Raw genomic sequence first — 18,720 nt, forward strand, 5'->3', positions numbered from 1 at the left:
TGATGAGCGAGACGGCCACCACCATGATCACGCCGGCCCGGCGCCGGATGTTGATCATCGTCCTGCCGCTGCTGGCGCTGAGCGTCGTGCTGGGCGGGCTGAACATCAGCCAGGACCTGCTGCCCGGCACCAGACCGTACGAGTTCAGCACCGAGCTCGCCGCCCGCCCGACGATCACCGTGGACGCCGGCCGGGAAGGAATTGATCTTGATCTGCGAGCCGGTCCGGCCGGCCGGATCCGGGTCTACGGGAGCGGCAGCTACAGCGGCGACGAGCCGCGGATCACGGTGACCCCGGACGGCGCCCGGGTCGATGCCGACTGTCCCGCCTCGTCCTCGTACGACTGCGAACTGGAGCTGTCGGTCGAGGTGCCGGAGGGCACCGCGGTGATCGCGACGAACCGCTCTGGGCCGATCGAGGCGCAGGGATTGGCCGGCAGTCTCCGGCTGACCACCCGGGAGGGCCAGATCCGGATCAGCGACGCCGCCGGCCCGATCGAGGCCGAGAGCGGCGACGGCCGGATCCTGGTCGAGGACTCGACGGCCCGCTCGGTCACGGCCAAGACCCGCAACGGCGAGATCTCCCTCGAGGTCCAGCAGCCCGACACCCTGTCCGCCACCACGACCAACGGCAGCATCGGGATCGACCTCGGCGCCTGCCTGCCCTACGCGGTCGAGGTCGACGCCGAGAACGAGGCGATCATCACCGTGCCGACCGACCCGCGGGCGCCGCGGAGCGTCCACGCGCGGGCCAGCAACGGCAGCGTGTTCGTCGAATGCGGCGGCTGAGACGGTCTCCCCTAGCCTCGACCGGAATGTCAGTGGTGTGATTTAGCGTCGTGTCATGGCCCAGGGATCGGCGGCGCGGGACGTCATGGCGGCACAGCCGTCGTTCGACGAGCTCGGCACGCCGCTCCCCGCGGTCACCTTCTGCGTGGTCGACCTGGAGACCACCGGCAGCACCGACGCGGACGCGATCACCGAGATCGGGGCGGTCAAGGTTCGCGGCGGCGAGGTGCTCGGCGAGTTCCAGACGCTGGTCAACCCACGGTCGGCGATCCCGGCGCTGATCCAGGTGCTGACCGGGATCACCAACCGGATGGTCGCCGACGCGCCCCGGCTGCCCCAAGTGCTGCCGGCCTTCCTCGCGTTCGCCGAGGGCTGTGTCCTGGTCGCCCACAACGCGCCGTTCGATCACGGCTTCCTGCGCCGGGCCTGCGCCGAACTGGACTACCCGGCGCCGCGCTGGCTGGTCCTGGACACGGCGGCGATGGCCCGGCAGATCCTGCTCGCCGACGAGGTGGCCAACTGCCGGCTCGGCACGCTGGCCCGGCACTTCCACTCCCCCACCACGCCGAACCACCGGGCGCTGACCGACGCGCAGGCCACGGTCGACGTGCTGCACGGGCTGATCGAACGGGTCGGCAACCTCGGCGTCCACACCATCGAGGACCTGCGCGAGTTCAGCCGCAAGGTGTCGCCGGGCCGCCGGGCCAAACGGTCCTGGGCCGCCGACCTGCCGGAGGCGCCCGGCGTGTACCTGTTCGTCGCCGAGCACGGCGACGACCGGCAGGTGCTCTACGTCGGCAAGTCGGTCAACATCCGGCGCCGGGTCCGGACCTACTTCACCGCCTCCGAGTCGCGCCGCCGGATGGACGAGATGGTCCGGGTCTCGACCGGCGTGGAGGCCGTCGAGTGCGCGACCGCGCTGCAGGCCGAGGTGTGCGAGTTGCGGCTGATCGCGACCCACGCGCCGCGCTACAACCGGCGGTCCAAGTTCCCGGAGCGGCAGCACTGGATCAAGATCACCACCGAGCCGTTCCCGCGGCTGTCGCTGGTCCGCACGGTGCGCGACGACCAGGCCAGCTACTTCGGCCCGTTCCGGCAGCGGCAGTCGGCGAACGACGCGATGCTGGCGCTCTATGACGGCTTCCCGATCCGGCAGTGCGCGACCCGGATCACGCTGGCCCAGACCTCGCCGTCCTGCGCGCTGGCCGAGCTGGGCCGGTGCAGCTCGCCCTGCGACGGCACGATCAGCCGGACCGACTACGACCGGATCGTCGCCCAGGTGAGGTCCGCGCTGAGCGACGACGTCCGGCCCGCCGTCGCCGCGCTGCAGCACCGGCTGCGCCGGCTGGTCAGCCAGCAGCGGTACGAGGAGGCGGCCACCATCCGGCATCGGCTGGCCGCGCTGACCCGGACCGGCCGGCGCTATCACCGGGTCAACAGCATCGCCGGCTGCGCCCAGATCGTCGCCGCTCGCCGGGTCGAACGGGACTGGGAGATCCACGTGATCCGGCACGGCCGGCTGGCCGGCGCCGCGCTGGCCAAGCCGCACGAGGTGCCGCAGGCGGTGGCCCGGGCCTGCGTCGCGACAGCCGAGACGGTGGCGCCGCCGATCGGGCCGCTGCCGGCCGCCGGCATCGAGGAGGCGGAGCGGGTCGCCGACTGGCTGGAGCAGCCCGGGGTACGGATCATCGAGATCGAAGGCGACTGGAGCTGGCCGCTGTACGGGGTGCTGACCGACGAGCGGTTGCCGGAACTGCTCGACGTCCGCCCGGACTGAGCGGAAATCGCGTTGTCGTCGGCGGCCGGGTTCGGCCAGGATCGGCGGCATGCGTACGTACGAGGAACTCGTCGCGGAGGCGACCCACGCCGACGTGACGGGCTGGAGTTTCGCCTGGCTCGACGGCCGGGCCACCGAGGAGCGGCCACCGTGGGGCTACGCCCGGCTGCTCGCCGACCGGTTGGACCGGGTGGCGAGCGCGCTCGACCTGGACACCGGCGGCGGCGAGGTGGTCGGAGAGGCGCCGCGGTTCCCGGACCGGATGTGCGTCACCGAGTCCTGGCCGCCCAACGCCGAACGCGCCCGCACCCTGCTCGGCCCGCGCGGCGTCGAGGTCCACGAACCGGAGCCGGGCGGTCCGCTGCCGTTCCCGGACGGCTCCTTCGAGCTGGTCACGTCACGCCATCCGATCAAGCCGGACTGGCCGGAGATCCACCGGGTGCTGGCGCCGGGCGGCCGCTACTTCGCCCAGCATGTCGGGCCGAAGTCGGTGGTCGGGCTGAGCGAGTTCTTCGTCGGCCCGCTGCCGGGAACCACCGACGGGCGTGACCCCGCGATCGAGCAGGCCGCCGCCGAGCAGGCCGGGCTGACCGTCGCCGAGGTACGCACCGCCCGCTGCCGGATGGAGTTCTTCGACGTCGGCGCGGTGGTCTGGATCCTGCGCAAGTGCGTCTGGTGGGTGCCCGACTTCTCCGTCGAGAGGTACGGGACGGAGCTGCGCCGGATGGACGAGTTGATCCGGGACCAGGGCTCGTTCGTCACCCACTCGACCCGGCACCTCATCGAAGCAACGCGCTGATCACCTCGGCGGCGGCCAGCTCCTTGGCGCCCTCCTCGATCTCGCCCTGGTCCGCATACCAGTGGGCGGCCTCGACGAGCCGGGCCAGGCACCAGGCGAGGAGCCGCTCCGGCGGCACCTGGACCAGGTCGGCGACCAGCTTGACGCGATCGAGCAGCAACGGCGCTGGGTCAGCGTGGTCGAACGGGTTGTCGACCTGCAGCAGCAGCGGGCAGAAGTCGTAGCCGGGATCGCCGATCATCGGCTTCGGGTCGATGATCATCCAGGAGTCGCCGGCCGCCGACAGGACGTTGCCCGGGTTGAAGTCGCCGTGCACGACGACCTCGCGATCACCGGTGAGCGGCAGCGTCCGCAGCAGCTCGGCGCCGCGGGCCACCACGGTCCGGTCGTACGGCGGCGCCAGCCGGTGCTGGCGCTCCTCGATCTGGTCGGCCCACTCCGCGGCCACGTCGGTGAGCAACTCCAGCTGGAAGTCCGCCGGCGGCGTGCCGTGCCGCCAGACCCGGGCCAGCAGCTCGGCGGCGACCGTCAGCCGGGTCCGCGGCGGCAGCGCGGCGGCGGTCAGCGGCACGCCGGGCCGGCAGCGCTCGATCAGCAGCGCGTAGTCCTCGGGCTCGTGGCGGAGCAGCCGGACCGCGCCGTCCCCGTCCCACCAGCGCAGCGCCGCCGCCTCGCCGCGCGCCTCCCGGTGCGGCAGCGACAGCTTCAGCACCACGTCCCGCCCGTCGGCGGTGGTGGCCGCGATCACCTCGGCCGCGCTGCCGCCGCCGAACGGTTGACCAAGATCAAGTTCCCAGCGCTCGGCGTAGTGCTCGACGAGGTCGGGAACGCGCTGCCGCCAGGCGGCCTCCTCCTGATTCATCCCCGCACCCTCTCAGACCCGACCTGGCCCGGTCATGATCATTTCGGTACGACGAGCGCACGCAGGTAGCGCCGGCGGACGATGCGCTGGGCAATCCGCAGCAGCGGATAGAGGGCCCGCCAGGGTTGCCGCGGCGACGGCCGGGTGATCGAGCGGACCGTCAGCCGTACCTCGTCCTCGGTGCGGTCCAGCACGAACGATTCCTCACCACACAAGGGATGCCCGGGCAGGGTCCGGTACGAGAAGCCGACCCGGTCCGGCTCCGTCACCACGGCCGCGACCTCGACCGGCTCGACCACCACCAGCAGGAGCAGCCGGACCCGGACCGTGACCCGCAGGCCGGGCCGCACCGGGCTGTCGTCGTCGACCTCGAACCCGCTCGCGGTCTTGACCCGCCAGCGCAGCAGGTCGGCGCCGGCCCGGGTCCAGGTCTCGGTGCCGTACCCGATCACTGCGGTCGCCTCGGACCGGTGATACCCGGCGCGGCCGGCCGGCCAGCCGTCCAGCGTCACGACGCGACGCCCTCCCTGCGGTAGCGGCCGGGCGTGGTGCCGACGACGTCGGTGAACGCGGCGATGAAGGTGCTCGGGTTGGACCAGCCGCAGGCGTGCGCGACGTGGCTGACGTCGTGGCCGTCGGCGAGCAGGACCAGGGCGTGGAAGAGCCGGAGCTGGGTGCGCCACTGGTAGAAGGTCAGGCCGAGCTCGCGCTGGAACAGCCGGCTCAGGGTGCGCGCGCTGGCACCGCCGGCCCGGCCCAGTTCGGCCAGCGAGGCACTGTCGCCGGGATGGTTCCGGAGCCGCCGGGCGACGGCCCGGAGCCGGTCGTCCTGCGGTTCAGGCAGGTGCAGCGGCTGCTCCCGGGTGACCTGGAGTTCGTCGACCAGGACGCGGCGCAGCCGGGCCAGCGGGCCGCGGTCGTACGCCTCGGCGGACTCGGAACCGCGCGGCCCGGTGAGGGTGAGCAGCAGTTCCCGGGCCAGCGGGTCGGCCGCGAGCACCACCGGGTGGTCCGGCAACAGCCGGCCCAGCGACGGCGGCAGGAACAGGATGCGCAGGTCGGTCGCGGTGTGCGACCGGTGGTGGTGCTCGACGCCGGCGGGGATCCAGGCGACCCGGTTGGTCGGTACCACCGAGATGCCGGGACCGGTGTGCACCGACAGCACGCCGCGAGCGGCGTAGACGAGATGCCCGCGGTCGTGCGCGTGCGGAGCGCTGGCCTGACCGGCCGACCACAGGTGCCGGCCGCCGGCGGGCCAGAGGGTCGACCCACCCGCCGGCGCCCGATCGTCAGCTTGGCGTCGAATCGGCATAACTTGGCAGTTTAACGGTGGAACGCCAGCGCCCGATCGGCGAAGTTGGATCGCATGAACGCGACCGATCAACAGCAGACCTTCGTCCTCGTACCCGGCGCCTGGCACGGCGGCTGGGCCTGGGCCGACACCGTGGCCCGGCTCCGCTCCGCCGGGCACCGGGCCGTCGCCGTCACCCTGGACGGGCTGGAGCCGGAGCCGACTCCCGCCGCCGCCTCGGCCAATCTCGACACCCACATCGACCGGGTGCTGGCTGCCCTGGCCGCCTGCGGACCCGAACCGATCACCCTGTGCGGGCACAGCTACGCCGGGTTCGTGATCGCCGGCGCCGCCGACCGGGCGGCCCGGCCCGTCGACCGGCTGATCTTCTGCGACGCGTTCGTACCGTCGGACGGGGAGTCCTGGTGGCAGCGCGCCAACGATCACTACCGCGACCGGATCCTGGCCGGGGCCCGGGCCGACGGCCGTCTGGTGGCGCCGAGGGAGGGCATGGACCCGCGGACCCGGCCGCAACCGGTGGCGACCTTCCTGCAACGACTCCGGCTCGGCGACGGCCTGGACCGGGTCGAGCGGCGCACCCTGATCCACGCGTCCGGCTGGGCGGAGACGCCGTTCCGCGAGCAATACGAGCGACTGCGCCGCGATCCGGCCTGGGAGGTGCACGACCTCGCCGTCCGGCACGCCGTGATGAACGAGGCGCCGGAACGGCTGTTCGCGATCCTGACCGGCTGAGCCGCGGATCAGGAGGATCGCCGGCCCCGGCGCGGTTCCGGCGCCTTCTCGCCCTTCCGCAACCCGCGCCGCACCGCGGCCGTGACGGCCCGGCGGACCACCGGGTTGCGGTCGTCCAGCAGCGCCGCCAGCGCGGCCAGTTGATCAAGAGCCGCGAACGCCGTGGCGCTGCCGTCCGGATCCACGCCGTCGTACAGCTCGAGGCCGATGAACGACGCGGCGACGGCGCGGGACAGCCCGGCCGGATCGACCAGACCGGCCAGCGGGGTGTCCGCGATCAGCCGGGCCGTGACCGGTTCGAGCTCCTCGATCCAGAGCCGGAGTCCGGCCGCCGTCGCCGGGCCGAGCTGCGGGTTCGTCTGGGCCCCGGCGAGCAGCTGGGCCAGCACCCGGACGTTGCCGTCGGCCTGCTCCTCGGCGTGAATGGCCCGGCCGAGGTCGAGCAGTTCGCCCAGCGACCCGACCTCGGCCAGCCGGTCCCGGTAGCGGGCGACCCGGAGCTCGGCCGCATGCTGGCAGGCGGCGGCGAGCAGGGCGTCGACGGTGCCGAAGTGGTAGAAGATCAGCGCCTGGTTGACCCCGGCTGCGGCGGCGATGGTCCGGGCCGAGGTCTTCGCGATCCCCTGCTCGGTCAGGCAGGTCAGGGTGCCGGCGAGCAGCCGCTCCTTGGTCGCCGCGGTCCTCGACTCGGTCACACCCGGGCCTCCTCACGTACGGGTCGGAGCCGGCCCGGCGTCTCGGCGACCCGGACGTACTCGGCGTCGAACGTACCGTGATAGCCGAACAGCGGGCCGAACCGCCGGTTCACCACCCGGACCTGGATCCGGAACCGGCCGATCGCCTCGTCGAACGACTCCCGCACCTCGGCCTCGCCGCCGATCAGGTCCGGCACCCGTAGGTCCACCGGGCCCTCCCGGAACCGGTGCTCGCCGGACCGGATCAGCAGCGAGCCGTCCGGCTCGGCGCTGAGGTGCAGGTCGCTGGCCAGGTGCTGGTGGGTGCCGAGGTAGTCGACGATGCAGCCGCGGGCCGGGCTGTGGATCATCGTCGCGTCCCAGTGCCGCTCCCGGTCGCCGGGGAAGCTGAAGGTGCGCGCGAAGGTGACGGTCTCGCGGCCGTACCGGTCGAGGTAGGGGAAGTTCTCGATCCGGAACGGGACACCCGCGCCGGCCTTCGGGACCAGGATGTGCCGGGTCGCGCCGAGGGCGAGGAACGGCCGGACGAAGCCGGCGCCGTGCCAGACCTGCTCCATCACGCCGCGGCCGATGCACGCCTCGCCGCTGTCCAGGCCGACCGAGAAGCGCCGCTGCAGTTGCGGGTGCAGCCGGTCGAAGCCGGACCCGAGACCCGTACGGAAGATGGACATCCCGCTCACTCCTTTGTCGCGTTGGCGGTGCGGCGGCAGCGGCACCGGCCCGGGTGGTAGTGGCAGCGGCGGGCCGCCGGCGTCGTGGGCAGCGGCGGCAGACCGATCGCGGCCACCACCAGGACCAGCGGGTACGGCGAGCGAAGGGCGACCGCCAGGCCCACCGCGAGCGCCACCGCCGCCGAGCGGACCGCGACCTCGAACCAGGCCTGCCGGAGCGACCGTTCCGGCGGGATCCCGCGTTCGCACCAGAGCCGCAGCCGGTCGAACGACCAGGCCGTGGCCCAGGCCATCAGCGGCCGGAACACCAGCAGGTCGAACCAGCGGCCGAACCGGCCCCAGCGCGGCTGGTAGTCGTACCCGGTGCGGAACCGGACCGTGCCGCCGTCCGGCCGGTAGCTCCAGTAGCCCTGACCGGTCCGGATCGGGCAGCACGGGTGCGGCGAGCCGAACCGGAGCACCGAGGTCGCCCCGCCGTCGGGATGGTGCCGGTCGGCGGCCGTGACGCCGGTGCCGGCGATCACCAGGCCGGGCCCGATCCTGGTCGCGTAGCGGAACCGCTGCGGCGCGCCCGGCCCGTCCGACGGCAGGTCGTCGATCGAGCCGAACCGCAGGTCCCAACGCTGGTGCTGATCGGACCGCTGGGTCCGCTGCCAGAGCAGGTCCAGGTCGGCCTCGATCACGGTCTCGACGAGAAGTCCCATGCCACCGCCCCTTCCGTACCTCTTGAGCAATCGCTCAAGACGCAGCCTAACACGGTGTTTGAGCAGTCGCTCAAGAGCCTTCCCGGCGGTACGGACGCCGCGCGCCGGGCCCGTGGCGTCTCCCGTCGATGGGCCGGGCACCATTAGGCTGACCCGCATGCCGACTTCGCCCGAGGAGCCCCGATGGTGACCGCGATCGTCTTCGTCAAGGCCGATGTGGCCCGGATCCCCGAAGTGGCCGAGCAGCTCGCCGCGCTCGACGGGGTCAGCGAGGTCTATTCGGTGACCGGGCAGATCGACCTGATCGCCATCGTCCGGGTTCGCGACCACGACGAGATCGCGCAGGTCGTCGCCGACCGGCTGAACAAGGTGGCCGGCGTGCAGAGCACGGAGACCCACATCGCGTTCCGCAGCTACTCCAAGCACGACCTCGAGTCGGCCTTCGCGCTGGGCACCGACTGAGCGATGGCGAACCAGCAGCCGCCGGAGCCCTGGTCCTGGAACCTGCCGCAGTCACCGCAGCAGCAGCCTCCGCCCCCTCCGCAGCAGCCGCCCGCTCCGCAGCAGCCGTCCGATCGGCAGCGGATGCCGCAGCAGCCGAACCCGCCGGACCAGGTCCCGCACTCCCCCAGCCCTAAGCGGGCCCAACCCCCGGACCCCGCCGAGCAGCCCGAACCGTTCCATCCGGCTGCCGCGGCCGTCGCGACCCAGGAGGCGCCGGCCGCCGGTCCGGCTCCGGCCACCGGCCCGGTCTCGGATCCCGCACCCTGGCTGCCCAACCGGGCGTTGTTGATCATCACCGCGGTCGCCGTCGTCGCCCTGATCGTCACGGCCGGCGTGATCCTGGCCCTCTGGCTGACCCCGCCGATGCAGCCGCTGAACGTACCGACGATCCCCGCCGGCTGAGCCCTTCGACCGGCGGCGTTCGCCCCTGGTGACGCCCGATCCGCGGTCCTATCCTCCGATCATGGCGGGCGGACGACGGGTCGCGGTCTGGCCGGCGGTCCTGATCGCGCTCGGAGTCGAGGCCGCCGGGCTGACGGCCGTCGCGGTGGCCAGCTATCTGACCGAGACGGACACCGGACTGCTGCGCTGGGTGCTGCCGGCGGTCGTCGCCTTCGGCTTCGCGATGATCAAGGTCGGCCTCGACCTGAACCGGCCCGAACCGGCCCCGCCGCCGCGCAGTGCCCGTCCCGTCAGGCGCGGCCGGACGGTGGGCGTGGCGATCATGGTCCTGGTGCTGCTGGCCGGCACCGGCGTCGCCGTCGGACTGGGACTGCGGTCCGGCTTCCAGCTGCTGACGGCGACCCAGGACGGCGTCGACCGGCTCGCCGAGCCGGTCAAGGTGGATCGGTCGGGGCTCCGGTTCGAGGTACGCGAGGTCGTCGTCAGCCGTGACTTCACCCGGGTTCGGCTGGCCGTGGCCAACCACACCGGGAACACCGTGGACCTGCCGCTCTACCGGAACTGCCTGCTGACCGCGGACGACACCACGGCCGAGGCCAGTTCACTGCCGCTGCGCAGCCGGTGGAGCGAGACGGTGCCGGTCGGCGTGACGGTGACCGGAGTGATCATCTTCACCGCGCCGCTGCCCGCCGACGCGACCGAGGCCCGGCTGAGCTTCGGCACCGTCTTCCGGCACGGCTTCGACGGACCGGAGTCGGTCTCGATCACGCTCCCGCTCAGCTGAACAGGACGAGCTTCGCCGCGATCGCCACCAGACAGGCGGCCGCGACACTGCCGAGGCCGACGGCCTGCCAGGTGCCGCGCCGGTCCCGTGGTGCGTAGGCGATGGTGGCGCCGGCGATCGCGCCGACCACGATCCCGCCGATCACGCCGATCCAGCCGAACGACGCGAACGCGGCCAGGATGTTCAACAGCACCAGCAGGACCAGCAGGGTGATGTCCGGCCGGATGTCCTCACCGGTGCGTCGCTTGAAGATCGCGTTCGCGGCCAGCAGCCCGACCAGCGCGGCGGTCGACCCGGCGAACGCGTAGTTCGTCGGTGCCACCAGGTACAGGACGGTTGCACCGCCCAACCCGGCGAGCAGGTAGAGCGCGGCGAACCGGACCGGGCCCAACTCGGACTCCAGGCTGCGGCCGGCCATCCAGAGCACCAGCAGGTTCATCAGCAGGCCCAGGATCGAGAAGAACGACCCCGAACCGGTGGTGATCAGCCCGTACGTCAGCAGCCGCCAGAACTGGCCCGAGTCGATGTAATAGCCGGCCATGGCGAGCGTGTTCGACACCAGCCCGCCGGTCGGCATGTCGAGCAGGAAGGTGGCCACCAGGATGCCCATCAGCACCTTGGTGACGATCCCGCCGCCGCTCCGCAGGCCGGCACCGAACGGTATCCGCGGCGCGCGCGTCGTCTCCCGGCCGGCCGCCACGCAGCGCGGGCACTGGAAGCCGACCGACGCGGGATTCATGCACTCACCGCAGATCGGCTTCTTGCAGCGCTGGCAGCGGATGCCGGTCGGCCGGTCCGGGTGCCGGTAGCAGACCGGATCGGTCGGCGCGGTGAAGTCGGGTCCGGCCACCTATCGGTCCTACCCGCTGATCTCGACCGACTCGATCACGACCGGCTGCTCCGGGCGATCCTGTCGGCCGGTCGGCACCTTGCCGATCGCATCGACGACATCCCGGCCGGCCTGGTCGGCGACCTCGCCGAAGATCGTGTGCTTGCGGTTCAGGTGGGACTGCGGCCCGGTGGTGATGAAGAACTGGGAGCCGTTGGTGCCCGGGCCGCGGTTAGCCATCGCGAGCAGGTACGGCCGGTCGAACTGCAGCTCGGGGTGGATCTCGTCGCCGAACTCGTACCCGGGACCGCCGGTGCCGGTGCCGAGCGGGCAGCCGCCCTGGATCATGAAGCCGTCGATCACGCGGTGGAAGATGAGGCCGTCGTAGTAGCGGCCGGTCGTCTTCTGCCCGGACTCGGGGTCGACGTATTCCTGGGTCCCGTTGGAAAGGCCCACGAAGTTCTGCACCGTCTTCGGCGCGTGGTCACCGAACAGGTTCAGCGTGATATCGCCGTGGTTGGTGTGCAGGATGGCGGTCTGCTGCGGCACGGAATGGCCCCTTCATCTGGTCGTCGTCGGTTGTCGCGTGCGCCATCCTGTCATGCCCCGCCAAGCGCGTACGTCACACCGCCGGGTTCTGACCACCGGCCGGTGGGTAACGGTACGGTGTAGAGATGCTCCGGACAGGAGCTGTAGGTGACCCAACGGAGGAATCGTGAAGCGCAAGAATTCCGACCGCGTGGACGCCGCCCGAAAGCTGGTTGCACCAGCCGCCGACGATGCGATTCACGCGGCCGCTGACCGACTTGGACCGCTGGTCCACACTGCAGCCGATCGAGTAGGGCCGCTCGCGCAGTCAGCCGCAGACAGAGTTGGGCCGCTGGCCCAGTCTGCCGCCGAACGGGTGACACCCTTCGCCCAGTCGGCATTCGAGCGGGTCAATCCGTACGTGGAGCAGGCCGTCGAACGTGTCGGACCGTACGCTGCGGAGGCCAAGAAGCGCGGGGCGAAGGCCGCGCATGACGCTGTGGAGAAGTTCGGCCCGCGGCTCGACGAGGCGCTGGAGCGGGTCTCGCCGGCCGTCGAGGCCGCACGACTGCGGATGAACGAGGATGTCCTGCCGAAGCTGACCGAGGCGCTCAATGCCGCCGCCGGCAGCCCGGTGGTTGTCGAGGCCGGCAAGCGGGGCCGGGCCGTGGTCGAAGCCGCCAAGGGCGAGCTGGAGCCGGTCAAGGAGCAGAAGGCGAAGAAGAAGGGCCGCTGGATCAAGCGGATCGCGATCGTCGCGGTCGTCGCCGGGGTCGCGGCGGTCGTGGTGAAGAAGCTCCTCGGCAGTTCGGACCAGGGCTGGCAGGCGGCCCGCCCGTCGGCTCCGTACGCGCCGACGCCGCCGACGCCGAGCTCGCCGTGGTCGGAACCGGCCGGGTCCGGGTCGAACGGGCACCGCCCCGCCGGCGACCCAGCCCCGGTCAACGGACACGCCCCGGTGGGCGTGGCCGACGACTCGCCGACCGAGGAGATCGCCGCGGTCACCGACGAGCCGGCCGACGTCCCCGCGACCGACAGCATCTCCACCGAGGGCAGCGCGATCGACGGCGCCGCTCCGGAGGCTGCCGAGCCGGCCGGTGCCGACTCGGCCGAGCCGTCGGCGGAGACCGCCGCCGAGGATGCCGTGACCGAAGTGGCTGCCGACGCCGAACCGGCCGACGCCGCGCTGCGGGCCAAGTACAACGGTGAGGGCGTCTACGTCGGCGCCGAGCCGCCGGCCGGGTTCACGATCAAGGGCAACGAGCGCTCGATGAAGTACCACCTGCCCGAGGCGGCCGGCTACAACCGGACCATCGCCGAGGTGTGGTTCAACAGCGAGGAGGCGGCGCAGGCCGCGGGGTTCGTTCGCGCCCAGCGCTGACCTGGGGTTTCGGACAGACGGCGACGCGCCGGCGGATCTCCGCCGGCGCGTTCGTCGTTCCTGCCCCGGCTCAGGCCAGTCCGGCGGCGAAGGCGCGCAGGTCCTCGATCAGCAGGTCGGGCGCCTCCATCGCCGCGAAGTGGCCGCCGCGGTCGTACTCGGTCCAGCGGACCACCGTGTGCTGCCGCTCCGCGACGGCACGGATGCTGGTGCCGCTCGGGAACACCGCGATCCCGGTCGGCACGCCCGAGTTGGCGAACTCGGTGCCCCACACGTCCGATTCCTTGTAGAGCGCCATCGAGGAGCCGATGGTGCCGGTGAACCAGAGCACGCTGATCTCGGTCAGCAGCCGGTCCCGGTCCATCGCCTGCTCCGGCAGGTCCTTGGCCGGATCGATGTAGGTGTGCACGATTTCGATCACCCAGGACAGCAGCCCGGCCGGCGAATCGTTGAGCCCGTTACCCAGCGTCTGCGGCCGGCCGTGGCTGCCGGCGTACGCGGACGTGTCGCGCTGACCCCATTGCTGCAGCTTCGCCAGCCGCTGCCGGTCCCGCTCGTCGTAGGCCGAGCCGTCCTCGTCCTGGCCGGGGATCGTGATCGGGTCGTTGACGTGAACGCCGAGGACGTGGCCGGTGTCGATCCGGCCCAGTTGCGGGGCGATGAACGAGCCGGCGTCGCCGCCGTGGGCGAGATAGCGGTCATACCCGAGTTCGCCCATCAGCCGGGCCAGCAGTTCGGCGGACCGTTCGACGGCGCCGTCCCCGGGCCGTCGGTGCGGACCGGAGAACCCGAAACCCGGCAGCGTCGGGATGATCAGGTGGAACGCCGGCCCGCCGCCGTGGCGCGCCGGATCGGTCAGCGGCTCGATCAGCGCCGAGAAGTCGGCGAACGGCCAGCCGTGGATCAGCAGCAGCGGAATCGCCGCCGGGTCCGCGGACCGGACGTGCCGGAAGTGCAGTCGGGTGCCGTCGATGTCGGCGAGGAACTGTGGGTGCGCGTTCAGCCGGGACTCGGCCGCGCGCCAGTCGAAGCCCGTCGCCCAGTAGTCGGCCAGTTCCTTCAGGTACGAGGTCGGTGTGCCGTAGCTCCAGCCGACGTCGGGCAGCTCGTCCGGCCAGCGCGTCCGGGCCAGCCGGGCCGCCAGGTCCTCCAGGTCGGCCTGCGGAATCTCGATCCTGTACGGGCTGATCATGGTCGGCGTCGTCATGGTCCCGACCCTAGGAGCCATTCAGGACAGTTGCTGTCCTGACCTCCGGACCAAGATCATCGTCAGGCCAGGCGGTCGCGCAGCGCGGCCAGTTGGTCGGCCGTCAGGCCGCCGGCCTCGAGGAACCCCTCGATGCTGCCGTACTTCTCGGTCAGGTGGTCCAGCACCTTGATCATGTTCTCCGGCGGAGTCGGCTGCAGGCCGGCGACGATCTCCCGTTCCCGGCTGTCCGCGATGGTCTCCAGATGGGCGGCGGACTCCTCGGCCAGCCGGGCCTCGGTGAGCGCGTAGTCCGCGGCGATCACGGCCGGTTCGACACCGGCCACGGCCAGCGACAGCGCGACGGTGATCCCGGTCCGGTCCTTGCCGCCGGCACAGTGCACGACGACCCCGCCCGGCGGGGCGTCGGCGACGGCCGCCACCGCGGCCGCGTAGAGGTCGGGACGCAGGTCGAGCATCGCGATGTAGATGTCGGCCAGCGTCATCCATTCATGATCGGGATCGGCCGGGTTCTGCACCGGATGGTGCAGGTAGAGCGGATTGCCGAAGAACGGGCTCGGCTCTCGGTCCAGTTCACGCTGCCGGCGCAGGTCGATGATCCTCGTCACGCCGTAGTCGCGGACCGCGGCGACGCCCTGCTCGGTCAGCCTGTGGTGCCCGTCGGTCCTGATCAAGGCGCCGGCCCGGATCCGGCCGCCGCCCTTGGTCGGCATTCCCGCGAGGTCCCGCGCGTTCAGGCACGACGGCCAGTCGAGATGCAGCGGACGATAGGTCTCGTCGATTTCCCCGGTAGCAGACATCGATCACAGGGTACGACGATCGCCGGCGGTCCGGGCCTCGGCCGGGTGTTCGTCTCAGGCCGTCGCGGCGAGCCAGCCCGTGATCACCATCCAGGCGGCCAGCACGAACACGACGGTGAACGAGCCGATCATGAGCGACCGCCACCACAACTGCCACCACTCGTCGATCCGGGCGCCCTCGGGGTGCTCCGTCCTGGCCCGGACCATGATCAACTCACCGACCGTCCGGGTACGGGTCCGCGCATCGAGCGCGTACCGCCGCCCGTCCGGCATCGTGTACCGCACCGTCGCGAACCACAACGGAGCGAACCGCCGTCCCGGCCGGACCTCCTGATACACCTCCGTGCACTGCCCGGTCAGCCGGTGCCCGGTCCGGATCAGCCGCACCGTCTGCCAGACCGAGCTGCCGAGGATCGCGATCATGATCAACGCCGCTGCGACGAAGATCAGGACCGCGATCAGCCGCGAGTCCATCCCGCTGCTCCAGCCCGGCCGTCAGCGGGCGGCCCGCGGCGGCTCGGGCCGCGGCGGGGCCGCCGCCGGTCGCTCGGACAGCAGCCGGTCCGCCTCCTCGATCGCCCGGTCCAGCTGCGGGTCGGCCGGGCCGTCCCACTGGGCCGGGGTGATCGGCACCTCGATGTCGGGATCGATGCCGTGGTTCTCCACGCCCCAGCCGTAGCCCTCGAGCCAGAACGCGTACCGCGGCTGGGTCACGCCGGTGCCGTCCACCAGCCCGAACCGGCCGTCGATGCCGACCACGCCACCCCAGGACCGGATGCCGATCACCGGCCCGATCCGCAACGCCTGCGCCGCGGCCGAGACGATGTCGCCGTCCGAACCGGCGAACTCGTTGGTCACGAAGATCACCGGGCCGCGTGGCGCCTGGCTCGGGTACTCCTCGGCCGTGCTGATCTGCCGGGCGACGTCCCAGCCGACCACCCGCCGGGCCAGCCGCTCGATCACCAGCTGGCTGGTGTGCCCGCCGCGGTTGTACCGGACGTCGACGATCAGTCCCTCGGCGCGCGTGGCCAGGTCGATGTCACGGTGCAACTGGGCCCAGCCCGGGGACGCCATGTCCGGGATGTGCAGGTAGCCGAGCCGGCCGCCGGTGGCCTCCCGGACGTAGGCCGCGCGGCTCGCCACCCATGCCTGGTAGCGGATCGGCTCCTCCGACTCCAGCGGCCGGACCACCACCCGGCGGTCCGGGTCGCCGCCCGGCCGGCGCAGGGTGAGCTCGACCGGCTGGCCGGCGGCACCGGCGAGCGAGGCCGTCGGGCCGAACCGCGGATCGACCGGCCGGCCGTCGACCGCGACGATCCGGTCCCCCGGCTCGGCGCCGACGCCGGCGGCCCGCAGCGGCGACCGGGCCTCCGGATCCGAGGTCTCCCCCGGCAGGATGGCCGCGATCTCCCAGCCGTCGTCGGCCGGCGCCAGGTCCGCCCCGAGCAGCCCGACCCGCTTCGCCTCCCGCTCCGGCCGGCCCGCCGGCATCACGTACGCGTGCGAGGTGTTGAGCTCGCCGACCGTCTCCCAGAGCAGGTCGACCAGGTCGTCGTGGCTGCCCAGCCGGTCCACGATCGGCCGGTACCGGTCCAGCACCGCCGTCCAGTCGACGCCGTCCAGGTCCTCCCGCCAGAAGTGGTCGCGCATCAGCCGGCCCTGCTCGTCGAACATCTGCCGCCACTCGGCCACCGGGTCGAGCTCGAACCGCAGCCGGGACAGGTCGACCGTGACCACGGCCGGATCGTCGTCCTCCTTGACCGGGCGGTCGGCCGGCAGCACCTTGATCTCGGCGCCGGACCGGACGACCAGCCGGCTGCCGTCGCCGCTCACCTGGTAGTCGTCCACCGGATCGGCGAGCGTCTCCAGCTTCCGGTCGGCGAGCAGATACACCTCCAGGGCATCGCCGGGTCCCTCGCCGGGTACGTCCGCGCGGGCCGAGCCGAGCACGCCGCGATCGGTCTCCCGGATCCAGGCCACCCCGGTCTTGGTCGCGCTCAGGTCGCGGTAGCCGCCGGCCGGCACCGGGAACGGCAGCATCCGGTGCTCGAACCCGTCGACCGCGATCTCGTCGGTCGGCTTGGCCGCAATCCCGGCGTCCTTCGCGCCGGCCTCCTGGTCGCCGTCGGCGTCGGCGCCCTCCTTGCCCTCGGCCTTGGCGTCGGCCGGAGCGACCGGCCAGCCGTCCGCGCTGGGCCCGAACGGCGCCTCGGTGGTCGCGGCCAGCGGCACCAGATAGGGCCGCACCGCGCCGGTGAAGCCGAGGTCGAACGTGTGGCTGTCGTACCGCGGGTCGAAGGTGCGGGCGGAGAGGAACGCGAGGTACTTCCCGTCCGCGGTGAACGACGGCGCGAAGTCCGAGAACCGGCCGCTGGTCAACTGAACCGGCTCGGAGTCGGGCGCGGCCAGGTCGGCCAGCCGCAGATAGCGGTGGGTCGGGTTGGGCTCGCTCCAGACCAGGTAGCGGCCGTCCGGCGAGAAGGCGAGGCCGGTCGCCTCGCCGTTGACGCTGCGGCCCAGCTCACGGACTTCACCGGAGTCGACGTCGACCAGGCTGATCCGGCCGTCGTGGCTGACCGCCGCAAGCCGGGCTCCGGCGGGGTCGGACTCCAGGGCGAGCACCCGGCCGAGCCGGCCGCCGGCGACCCGGCGGGACGGGGAGAGCGCGTCGGTCGCCCGGATCTCGATCGCGTCCTCGCCGTCGGCGTCGGTGACGTAGGCCGCCCGGCCGGTGTCGCCGAGCACCCGCGGCTCCCGGATCCGGACGCCGGACTCGGCGGCCAGCGCGCGGGCCGGGCCCTCCCGGTGCGTCAGGTAGAACGCGTTCCCGCGCCACTCCAGCACGCTGCCGTTGCCGGCCCGGTCCGGCCGCACCTGGGTGAGCTGCTCGGACGGCTCGAGCGCGCGCGGCTGCCGGCCCGCCAGCGCGGTGCCGTGGCTCAGCTCGATCGGCTCGGGGTCGGTGTTCAGCCCGGACATCCGGTACAGCACGCCCTGGGCGTGATAGACGACGGTCCGGCCGTCGCTCGCCGGGTCCCGGACGTAACCGTGCCGGACCGTGTGCTGGGTGTGCCGGGTCAGGTCGTCGCCCTCGGCCGACACCGAGTAGAGATTCGCCTGCCCGTCCGGGTTGCCCGGCAGGTCCGCCTCCAGGTCGGAGGCGAAGACGAGGCGATCTCCGTACCAGAGCGGGCCGGTCAGGCTGGCCTCGACGTCCGGCAGCAGCCGGCGCCAGTCGCCGTCGCCGGCCGGGTCGAGCCAGAGCCGGGACGCGGTGCCGCCGCGGTAACGCTTCCAGTACTCGGGCGGCCGGCTGTACCGGCTGGCCAGGGCGACCGCTCCGGACGGGTGCACGGCCAGCATCGAGGTGGGACCGAGGCCGAGCCGTTCGGACCGGCCGTCCAGGCCGACCGCCCGGACCGTGGTGTGCCGCAGGTTGATCTCGCCGGCCGACGACACGACCAGCACGGTCTCGTCGTCCCGCCAGCCGATCACCGTCGTCTGATCCGAACCCCAGTACGTGAGCCGCTGGACCGCCCCGCTGTCCAGCTCGACCAGCCGCACCTCCCAGCCGCCGTCGCGGGCCGAGGCCCAGGCGACCCGCCGGCCGTCCGGCGAGAACCGGGGATGCCGGACCGGAGCCGCGTCCGCGGTCAGCCGGGCGGCCCGGCCGCCGGCCAGCGGCGCGAGCCACAGGTCGTCCCCGGCACAGAAGACGAGTTGATCATCGTTGACGTCTGGGAAGCGGAAGTAGCCGGCAGTCATGAGGCGACCCTAGACGGCCACGGCGACAGTCGTGCCGCCGGAGGCTCGATTCCGATGGGCCGGACAACACCCGCCCGGCACCGGGCAACACCGGCCCGGGTCGGGCCAACGTCTGCCGTCGACGGCCAACAGCCGCCCGGTACGGACGACAGCAACGGCCCCCGTTCCGGCCCGCGGTCT

At 72.5% G+C, this 18,720-nt stretch carries 20 protein-coding genes; 8 read left to right on the forward strand and 12 right to left on the reverse strand.

Going from position 1 to position 18,720, the window contains the following annotated elements:
- Positions 1 to 2: 2 nt before the first annotated feature.
- From ACFQU4_RS10560 to ACFQU4_RS10570, 3 genes are read left to right on the forward strand one after another with little or no spacing between them, the layout of a single operon-like run.
- Positions 3 to 788 carry a DUF4097 family beta strand repeat-containing protein gene (locus ACFQU4_RS10560; RefSeq protein ID WP_377490784.1) on the forward strand — a complete coding sequence of 262 codons (786 nt, stop codon included), beginning with the start codon at positions 3 to 5 and terminating at the stop codon, positions 786 to 788.
- A 55-nt stretch (positions 789 to 843) separates the two neighbouring features.
- Entirely contained in the window at positions 844 to 2,565 is a 1,722-nt protein-coding gene (locus ACFQU4_RS10565) for a DEDD exonuclease domain-containing protein (protein ID WP_377490787.1), read from the forward strand.
- Positions 2,566 to 2,614: 49 nt separating this feature from the next.
- A complete protein-coding gene (locus ACFQU4_RS10570; RefSeq protein WP_377490790.1) occupies positions 2,615 to 3,364 on the forward strand; it encodes a methyltransferase domain-containing protein in 750 nt (249 codons plus the stop codon).
- Here the strand turns inward: ACFQU4_RS10570 and ACFQU4_RS10575 are convergent.
- From ACFQU4_RS10575 to ACFQU4_RS10585, 3 genes are read right to left on the reverse strand one after another with little or no spacing between them, the layout of a single operon-like run.
- Positions 3,345 to 4,226: an aminoglycoside phosphotransferase family protein gene (locus ACFQU4_RS10575; protein WP_377490793.1), complete on the reverse strand. Its 882-nt coding sequence runs from the start codon at positions 4,224 to 4,226 to the stop codon at positions 3,345 to 3,347. The two genes, ACFQU4_RS10570 and ACFQU4_RS10575, sit on opposite strands and share 20 nt — an antisense overlap.
- Before the next feature lie 38 nt (positions 4,227 to 4,264).
- Positions 4,265 to 4,738 (reverse strand): DUF1990 family protein, encoded by a 474-nt coding sequence (locus ACFQU4_RS10580; protein ID WP_377490796.1) that lies wholly within the window; start codon positions 4,736 to 4,738, stop codon positions 4,265 to 4,267.
- Positions 4,735 to 5,538 carry an AraC family transcriptional regulator gene (locus ACFQU4_RS10585; protein WP_377490799.1) on the reverse strand — a complete coding sequence of 268 codons (804 nt, stop codon included), beginning with the start codon at positions 5,536 to 5,538 and terminating at the stop codon, positions 4,735 to 4,737. Before ACFQU4_RS10585 ends, ACFQU4_RS10580 begins: the two co-directional genes overlap by 4 nt.
- A gap of 54 nt (positions 5,539 to 5,592) precedes the next feature.
- Between ACFQU4_RS10585 and ACFQU4_RS10590 the strand changes: the two genes are divergently transcribed.
- Positions 5,593 to 6,270, forward strand: a complete 678-nt coding sequence (locus ACFQU4_RS10590; protein ID WP_377490802.1) for an alpha/beta fold hydrolase — start codon at positions 5,593 to 5,595, stop codon at positions 6,268 to 6,270.
- Between the two features lie 8 nt (positions 6,271 to 6,278).
- On the opposite strand, the gene ACFQU4_RS10595 is transcribed toward ACFQU4_RS10590, so the two are convergent.
- Genes ACFQU4_RS10595 through ACFQU4_RS10605 form a run of 3 tightly spaced genes read right to left on the reverse strand, consistent with a single transcriptional unit; the run spans position 6,279 to position 8,340 of the window.
- On the reverse strand, positions 6,279 to 6,965 hold the full coding sequence (locus ACFQU4_RS10595; RefSeq protein ID WP_377490805.1) for a TetR/AcrR family transcriptional regulator: 687 nt from the start codon (positions 6,963 to 6,965) through the stop codon (positions 6,279 to 6,281).
- A complete protein-coding gene (locus ACFQU4_RS10600; RefSeq protein ID WP_377490808.1) occupies positions 6,962 to 7,636 on the reverse strand; it encodes a DUF4166 domain-containing protein in 675 nt (224 codons plus the stop codon). Before ACFQU4_RS10600 ends, ACFQU4_RS10595 begins: the two co-directional genes overlap by 4 nt.
- 5 nt (positions 7,637 to 7,641) lie before the next feature.
- Entirely contained in the window at positions 7,642 to 8,340 is a 699-nt protein-coding gene (locus ACFQU4_RS10605; RefSeq protein WP_377490811.1) for a hypothetical protein, read from the reverse strand.
- A 183-nt stretch (positions 8,341 to 8,523) separates the two neighbouring features.
- Here ACFQU4_RS10605 and ACFQU4_RS10610 point away from each other — a divergent pair, with 183 nt between their 5' ends.
- The 3 genes from ACFQU4_RS10610 (at position 8,524) to ACFQU4_RS10620 (ending at position 10,030) form a co-directional block, all read left to right on the forward strand.
- Positions 8,524 to 8,802: an Lrp/AsnC family transcriptional regulator gene (locus ACFQU4_RS10610; RefSeq protein WP_377490814.1), complete on the forward strand. Its 279-nt coding sequence runs from the start codon at positions 8,524 to 8,526 to the stop codon at positions 8,800 to 8,802.
- Positions 8,803 to 8,805: 3 nt separating this feature from the next.
- Entirely contained in the window at positions 8,806 to 9,246 is a 441-nt protein-coding gene (locus tag ACFQU4_RS10615; protein WP_377490817.1) for a hypothetical protein, read from the forward strand.
- A 61-nt stretch (positions 9,247 to 9,307) separates the two neighbouring features.
- The gene (locus ACFQU4_RS10620; protein ID WP_377490820.1) at positions 9,308 to 10,030 is read left to right on the forward strand and encodes a hypothetical protein; all 723 of its coding nucleotides are present in this window, start codon (positions 9,308 to 9,310) and stop codon (positions 10,028 to 10,030) included.
- On the opposite strand, the gene ACFQU4_RS10625 is transcribed toward ACFQU4_RS10620, so the two are convergent.
- Together ACFQU4_RS10625 and ACFQU4_RS10630 are read right to left on the reverse strand one after the other, a co-directional pair.
- Positions 10,023 to 10,880: a rhomboid family intramembrane serine protease gene (locus ACFQU4_RS10625; RefSeq protein WP_377490823.1), complete on the reverse strand. Its 858-nt coding sequence runs from the start codon at positions 10,878 to 10,880 to the stop codon at positions 10,023 to 10,025. The genes ACFQU4_RS10620 and ACFQU4_RS10625 overlap by 8 nt on opposite strands.
- 9 nt (positions 10,881 to 10,889) lie before the next feature.
- Entirely contained in the window at positions 10,890 to 11,408 is a 519-nt protein-coding gene (locus ACFQU4_RS10630; protein WP_377490826.1) for a peptidylprolyl isomerase, read from the reverse strand.
- 355 nt (positions 11,409 to 11,763) lie between these two features.
- Here ACFQU4_RS10630 and ACFQU4_RS10635 point away from each other — a divergent pair, with 355 nt between their 5' ends.
- On the forward strand, positions 11,764 to 12,768 hold the full coding sequence (locus ACFQU4_RS10635; RefSeq protein WP_377490829.1) for a hypothetical protein: 1,005 nt from the start codon (positions 11,764 to 11,766) through the stop codon (positions 12,766 to 12,768).
- A gap of 70 nt (positions 12,769 to 12,838) precedes the next feature.
- On the opposite strand, the gene ACFQU4_RS10640 is transcribed toward ACFQU4_RS10635, so the two are convergent.
- The 4 genes from ACFQU4_RS10640 to ACFQU4_RS10655 form a co-directional block, all read right to left on the reverse strand.
- Positions 12,839 to 13,975: an epoxide hydrolase family protein gene (locus tag ACFQU4_RS10640; RefSeq protein WP_377490832.1), complete on the reverse strand. Its 1,137-nt coding sequence runs from the start codon at positions 13,973 to 13,975 to the stop codon at positions 12,839 to 12,841.
- 62 nt (positions 13,976 to 14,037) lie between these two features.
- A complete protein-coding gene (locus ACFQU4_RS10645; protein WP_377490835.1) occupies positions 14,038 to 14,775 on the reverse strand; it encodes a tyrosine-protein phosphatase in 738 nt (245 codons plus the stop codon).
- A 54-nt stretch (positions 14,776 to 14,829) separates the two neighbouring features.
- The gene (locus ACFQU4_RS10650) at positions 14,830 to 15,249 is read right to left on the reverse strand and encodes a DUF3592 domain-containing protein (RefSeq protein ID WP_377490838.1); all 420 of its coding nucleotides are present in this window, start codon (positions 15,247 to 15,249) and stop codon (positions 14,830 to 14,832) included.
- A 21-nt stretch (positions 15,250 to 15,270) separates the two neighbouring features.
- Positions 15,271 to 18,540 (reverse strand): S41 family peptidase, encoded by a 3,270-nt coding sequence (locus tag ACFQU4_RS10655; RefSeq protein WP_377490841.1) that lies wholly within the window; start codon positions 18,538 to 18,540, stop codon positions 15,271 to 15,273.
- Positions 18,541 to 18,720 lie beyond the last annotated feature (180 nt).

It is taken from the genome of Microlunatus sp. GCM10028923 (assembly GCF_042666975.1).
Lineage (GTDB): Bacteria > Actinomycetota > Actinomycetes > Propionibacteriales > Propionibacteriaceae > Microlunatus.

Excerpts from the sequence above, each read along its gene's own strand:
- ACFQU4_RS10610 (WP_377490814.1), top strand. The coding sequence starts at position 8,524 with ATGGTGACCGCGATCGTCTTCGTCAAGGCCGATGTGGCCCGGATCCCC.
- ACFQU4_RS10620 (WP_377490820.1), top strand. The coding sequence starts at position 9,308 with ATGGCGGGCGGACGACGGGTCGCGGTCTGGCCGGCGGTCCTGATCGCG.
- ACFQU4_RS10560 (WP_377490784.1), top strand. The coding sequence starts at position 3 with ATGAGCGAGACGGCCACCACCATGATCACGCCGGCCCGGCGCCGGATG.
- ACFQU4_RS10645 (WP_377490835.1), bottom strand. The coding sequence starts at position 14,775 with ATGTCTGCTACCGGGGAAATCGACGAGACCTATCGTCCGCTGCATCTC.
- ACFQU4_RS10615 (WP_377490817.1), top strand. The coding sequence starts at position 8,806 with ATGGCGAACCAGCAGCCGCCGGAGCCCTGGTCCTGGAACCTGCCGCAG.
- ACFQU4_RS10605 (WP_377490811.1), bottom strand. The coding sequence starts at position 8,340 with ATGGGACTTCTCGTCGAGACCGTGATCGAGGCCGACCTGGACCTGCTC.
- ACFQU4_RS10655 (WP_377490841.1), bottom strand. The coding sequence starts at position 18,540 with ATGACTGCCGGCTACTTCCGCTTCCCAGACGTCAACGATGATCAACTC.
- ACFQU4_RS10575 (WP_377490793.1), bottom strand. The coding sequence starts at position 4,226 with ATGAATCAGGAGGAGGCCGCCTGGCGGCAGCGCGTTCCCGACCTCGTC.
- ACFQU4_RS10565 (WP_377490787.1), top strand. The coding sequence starts at position 844 with ATGGCCCAGGGATCGGCGGCGCGGGACGTCATGGCGGCACAGCCGTCG.
- ACFQU4_RS10590 (WP_377490802.1), top strand. The coding sequence starts at position 5,593 with ATGAACGCGACCGATCAACAGCAGACCTTCGTCCTCGTACCCGGCGCC.
- ACFQU4_RS10600 (WP_377490808.1), bottom strand. The coding sequence starts at position 7,636 with ATGTCCATCTTCCGTACGGGTCTCGGGTCCGGCTTCGACCGGCTGCAC.
- ACFQU4_RS10570 (WP_377490790.1), top strand. The coding sequence starts at position 2,615 with ATGCGTACGTACGAGGAACTCGTCGCGGAGGCGACCCACGCCGACGTG.
- ACFQU4_RS10585 (WP_377490799.1), bottom strand. The coding sequence starts at position 5,538 with ATGCCGATTCGACGCCAAGCTGACGATCGGGCGCCGGCGGGTGGGTCG.
- ACFQU4_RS10650 (WP_377490838.1), bottom strand. The coding sequence starts at position 15,249 with ATGGACTCGCGGCTGATCGCGGTCCTGATCTTCGTCGCAGCGGCGTTG.
- ACFQU4_RS10640 (WP_377490832.1), bottom strand. The coding sequence starts at position 13,975 with ATGACGACGCCGACCATGATCAGCCCGTACAGGATCGAGATTCCGCAG.